The sequence below is a fragment of the Mesorhizobium sp. M7A.F.Ca.CA.002.04.1.1 genome (genome assembly GCF_004022805.1).
Taxonomy (GTDB): domain Bacteria; phylum Pseudomonadota; class Alphaproteobacteria; order Rhizobiales; family Rhizobiaceae; genus Mesorhizobium; species Mesorhizobium ciceri.
This window is the reverse complement of sequence record NZ_RZPL01000526.1, coordinates 1-4,180: the sequence shown is the minus strand read 5'-3', so window position 1 is coordinate 4,180 and position 4,180 is coordinate 1. Positions and strand designations below refer to the sequence as shown.

Here is a 4,180-nt window from a genome sequence, read left to right as displayed (position 1 = left end):
GTACAAGGACTATCCGGCGGCTTCGGACTTCCTGAACATCCTGTTCAGCTGCGCCTCCTTCCGCGAAGGTTCGGACGCCTCGATCAACATCGCCGGCTTCTGCGACAAGGAAATCGACGCCAAGATGCAAAAGGCATTGGACCTCGGCGTCACCGATCAGAAAGCCGCCGATAAAATGTGGGCTGAAATCGACAGGCAAGTCACCGACAAGGCACCTGCGGTCGGCCTCTTTACGCCGAAGCGGCTAGACTTCGTCAGCAAACGTCTTGGCAATTTCAAGTTCAACAGGCAGTTCAACTGGATGATCACCCAATCCTGGGTACAATAATGGCCTGGGTGCAGTAACGAACCGCGGAGGGGCACGTCCGTGTCGAACGTAGCTGTCGCCGCGCCGCGCAAGACGCGAGGGCCCTGGGCCGTCGCGTTTGCGAAGCTGGCAAGGGACAGGGCCGCCATGGCGTCGCTGGCCGTGTTCCTCCTCATCGTCCTTGCCTGCCTCAGTGCGCCTCTTTATGCGAAATGGGCAGGCGTGGACCCCTTCGCCTCGACGCTCGACGCCGTCATCCAGATCGACGGTGCCGACGTTCCGGTGATGGAACAATCGACGGAGGGGCTCGGGCTTGGCTACACACCGCTCGGCCCGACCTGGCGGCTGGGCAATTATTTCCTCGGCGCCGACAGCCAGGGGCGCGATGTCATGGCCAGGATGCTCTATGGCGGGCTGAGCTCGTTGCTGATCTCCGGAGCAGCAACCATCTTCACCCTGATCCTGGGCACGGCGGCGGGATTGATCGCCGGCTATTTCGGCGGCGTCACCGACACGGTGCTGTCGCGCTTCCTCGACATACTGTGGGCGTTCCCCATTTATCTGCTGGCGATTTCGCTCTCCATCGTCACCATCGCGCATGGCATCACGATAGGACCGATCCAGATCGAGTCCGGCAGTCTGTGGCTGCCTGTCATCATCATCGGTATCGTCTACGTGCCCTATGTGGCTCGTCCGATACGCGGGCAGGTTCTGGCACTGCGCAAAAGCGAATTCGTGCTCGCCGCGATCAATCTGGGCGTGCCGGGGTGGCGCATCCTGTGGCGCGACATCCTGCCCAACGTCACCACGACGCTGATCGTCTTCGTGCCGCTGATGATGGCGCTGAACATGCTTACGGAATCAGCCCTTTCCTTCCTTTCGATCGGCGTGCAGCCGCCGGCCGCGAGCTGGGGCACCATCATCCAGGACGGACAGGCGCTGCTCTACACCAGGCCACTGGTGGCGCTGGTGCCGGGCCTGGCGATCGCGGTTTCCGTCATGGCGCTCAATGTCTTCGGCGACGGTCTGCGCGACGCGCTCGACCCGCGCTCCAAGGTTCGGCTGGGGCGCGACTGATGATCTACGCAATCCTGCGCCGGTTCGGCCAGATGCTGTTCGTGATGTTCGGCATCTCGGTCATCGTCTTCCTGATTTTCTTCGCAACGCCGGGCTCCGATCCGGCGGCGCGCATCGCCGGCCGCAATGCATCGCCCGAAGTGCTGGAGGCGGTACGCCACAGCTTCGGCTTCGACCGGCCGCTCTACGTGCAATATGTGACGATGATGGAGAAGATCTTCGTCACCGGCGATCTGACCTCCTTCGTCAATCGTGGCTGGAAGGTGGTGCCGGCGGTCATGGATTCGATCCCGGTCACGCTCTCGCTGGTGTTCGGAGCGGCGATCCTGTGGGTGGTCGTCTCCATCATCATCGGCATCGCCGCCGCCGCCACGCGCGGCAGCTGGCTGGATAAGCTGCTGATGGCGCTAGGGCTGCTCGGTATTTCGATGCCGGTGTACTGGTTGGGCGAGGTGATGAACCTGATCACCCAGAGCCGCTACCACGACAGCTGGGCGTTCTCCTGGGTGCCGCCGCTCGGCTACAAGAACTTCTCCGACGATCCAAAGGGCTGGTTCCTGACCCTGGTCATTCCGTGGATCACGCTGTCCATTCTCTACATCGGCATTTATGGGCGCGTGCTGCGCGCGGCGATCATCGAATCCCTGCAGGAGGACTATATCCGTACGGCCCGGGCCAAGGGCCTGTCGGAGACCCGCATCCTGCTGCGCCATGCCTTGCGCACGTCGCTCATCGCCTTCGTCACCTTGTTCGGCCTGGATTTCGGTGCGCTGGTCGGAGGCTCGGCCCTGCTGACGGAGGTGGTGTTCGGGCTGCACGGCATCGGCAAGCTCACTTATGACGCGCTGCAGAATCTCGATCTGCCGATGATCATGGCAACGGTGATGTACGCTTCGATGTTCGTGGTTGTTGCCAATGCGGTGGTCGATTTCGTCTACATCCTTCTCGATCCGCGCCTGAGGACATCATGATACTGTCGGTGCGCGACCTCAAAGTATCCTTCCGCACAAATGATGGCCTGGTGCGGGCCATCGATGGCGTTTCCTTCGACCTCGAGGAGAGCGAGATCCTCGGCGTCGTCGGTGAGTCCGGTTCCGGCAAGACCGTGTCGCTGCTGGCCGTCATGGGTCTGATCACCGATCCCAACGCCACCATCGAAGGCTCGATCCGTTACAAGGGCCGCGAACTGGTGGGACTGCCCGCGCGCGAACTGAGGCGGCTGCGCGGCAACGAGATCGCGATGATCTTCCAGGATCCGATGACCGCGTTGACGCCTGTCTACACGATCGGCTGGCAGATCGCCGAACAGATCCGCGCGCATCGCAACATCAGCAAGTCCAAGGCGATGGAGCGCGTGGAGGAATTGCTGGCCGAGGTGAATTTTCCGAACCCGCACGAGGCGATGTCGCGCTACCCGCACCAACTGTCCGGCGGCATGCGTCAACGGGCGGTGATCGCAATGGCTTTGTCCTGCAATCCGGCGTTGCTGGTGGCTGACGAACCGACCACGGCGCTCGACGTCACCGTACAGGCCGGCATTCTCGATCTGGTGCGCAAGCTGCGCGCGACGCACAAGTCGGCGGTGGTCTTCATCACGCATGACATGGGCGTGGTCTCCGAACTCGCCGACCGGGTCATGGTCATGTATGCCGGCCGCGTGGTGGAGCGCGGCAGTCGCGCGGAGCTGTTTTCCGATCCGCGACACCCCTATACGCGCGCGCTGCTCGGTTCGATCCCGCCGCTGACCGGCGAAAAACCACGCCGCCTGCCGGCCATTCCCGGTTCGCCGCCGTCATTGCTGCGATTGCCGCAGGGCTGTGCGTTCGGTCCGCGGTGCCCGGTTCACTATGAGCCCTGCGAGGCCGGCAAACCCGACCTCGGGAGCGGCACTCATGCCGCGGCGTGCTTCAGGGTGGCACAGGCATGAGCGGATCGATGACCGACAAGAATCGCCCCATTATCGAGACGCGTTCGCTGGGCAAGCGCTTTTCGATCGGCAGCCGTTTTTCCGCCGAAGGCAAGCGAACCGTTCATGCGGTCGACAATGTTTCCCTGACCGTGTGGCGCGGCGAGACGGTCGGCCTGGTCGGCGAATCCGGATGCGGCAAGTCCACGCTGGCGCGCTGCCTGGTGAGGCTCTACGACATATCGGACGGCGAGCTTTTGTTCGAAGGCAACGATATCACCTCGAAGTCGCTGTCCGAACTCAGGCCGCTCCGGCGCCGCTTGCAAATGGTTTTCCAGGATCCGTCGGCATCGCTCAATCCGCGCCGGCGCGTCGGCGACCTGGTGGCCGAGCCGCTGCGCATCCATGGCAGGCTCTCGTCGAGCGAGATCACCAGACGCGTGGCGGAACTGTTCGACCTTGTCGGCCTGCTGCCGGATCACGTCATGCGGTTTCCGCACGAATTTTCCGGCGGGCAACGCCAGCGCGTCGGCATCGCGCGGGCTATTGCATTGAACCCGGACCTCGTGGTCCTGGACGAACCCGTCTCCGCGCTCGACGTGTCGGTGCAGGCGCAAATCGTCAACCTGCTTGCCGATCTGCAGGAGAAGCTCAATCTCACTTACATCTTCATCGCCCACGACCTGTCGGTGGTACGTCAGGTTTCAACCCGCATAGCGGTCATGTATCTCGGCTCGATCGTCGAAGAAGGGCCGGCGGAAGAAGTGTTTGCAGCACCGGCCCATCCCTATAGCCAGGCGCTGATCTCGGCGGTTCCTATCGTGGAGACGACGCCCAGCGGGACGCGCAAGCGCATCATCCTCACCGGCGACGTACCGAGCCCTCTGAAC

4 protein-coding genes and 1 pseudogene are annotated in these 4,180 nt (G+C 62.8%); all 5 read left to right on the top strand.

The features are described from left to right. Positions 1-328 (top strand): annotated as a pseudogene (locus ENZ75_RS23370) (ABC transporter substrate-binding protein); the annotation flags it as partial. Between the two features lie 39 nt (positions 329-367). Further along, positions 368-1,384, top strand: a complete 1,017-nt coding sequence (locus tag ENZ75_RS23365) for an ABC transporter permease (protein ID WP_063167981.1) — start codon at positions 368-370, stop codon at positions 1,382-1,384. Continuing rightward, complete coding sequence (locus tag ENZ75_RS23360; protein WP_013531725.1) at positions 1,384-2,355, top strand: ABC transporter permease; 972 nt, start codon at positions 1,384-1,386, stop codon at positions 2,353-2,355. Before ENZ75_RS23365 ends, ENZ75_RS23360 begins: the two co-directional genes overlap by 1 nt. Beyond that, a complete protein-coding gene (locus ENZ75_RS23355) occupies positions 2,352-3,311 on the top strand; it encodes an ABC transporter ATP-binding protein (RefSeq protein WP_024503324.1) in 960 nt (319 codons plus the stop codon). The genes ENZ75_RS23360 and ENZ75_RS23355 overlap by 4 nt, the downstream gene beginning before the upstream one ends. An 8-nt stretch (positions 3,312-3,319) precedes the next feature. Further along, positions 3,320-4,180, top strand: an 861-nt coding sequence (locus ENZ75_RS23350; RefSeq protein ID WP_127413203.1) for an oligopeptide/dipeptide ABC transporter ATP-binding protein, incomplete at its 3' end; no start/stop codon positions are given.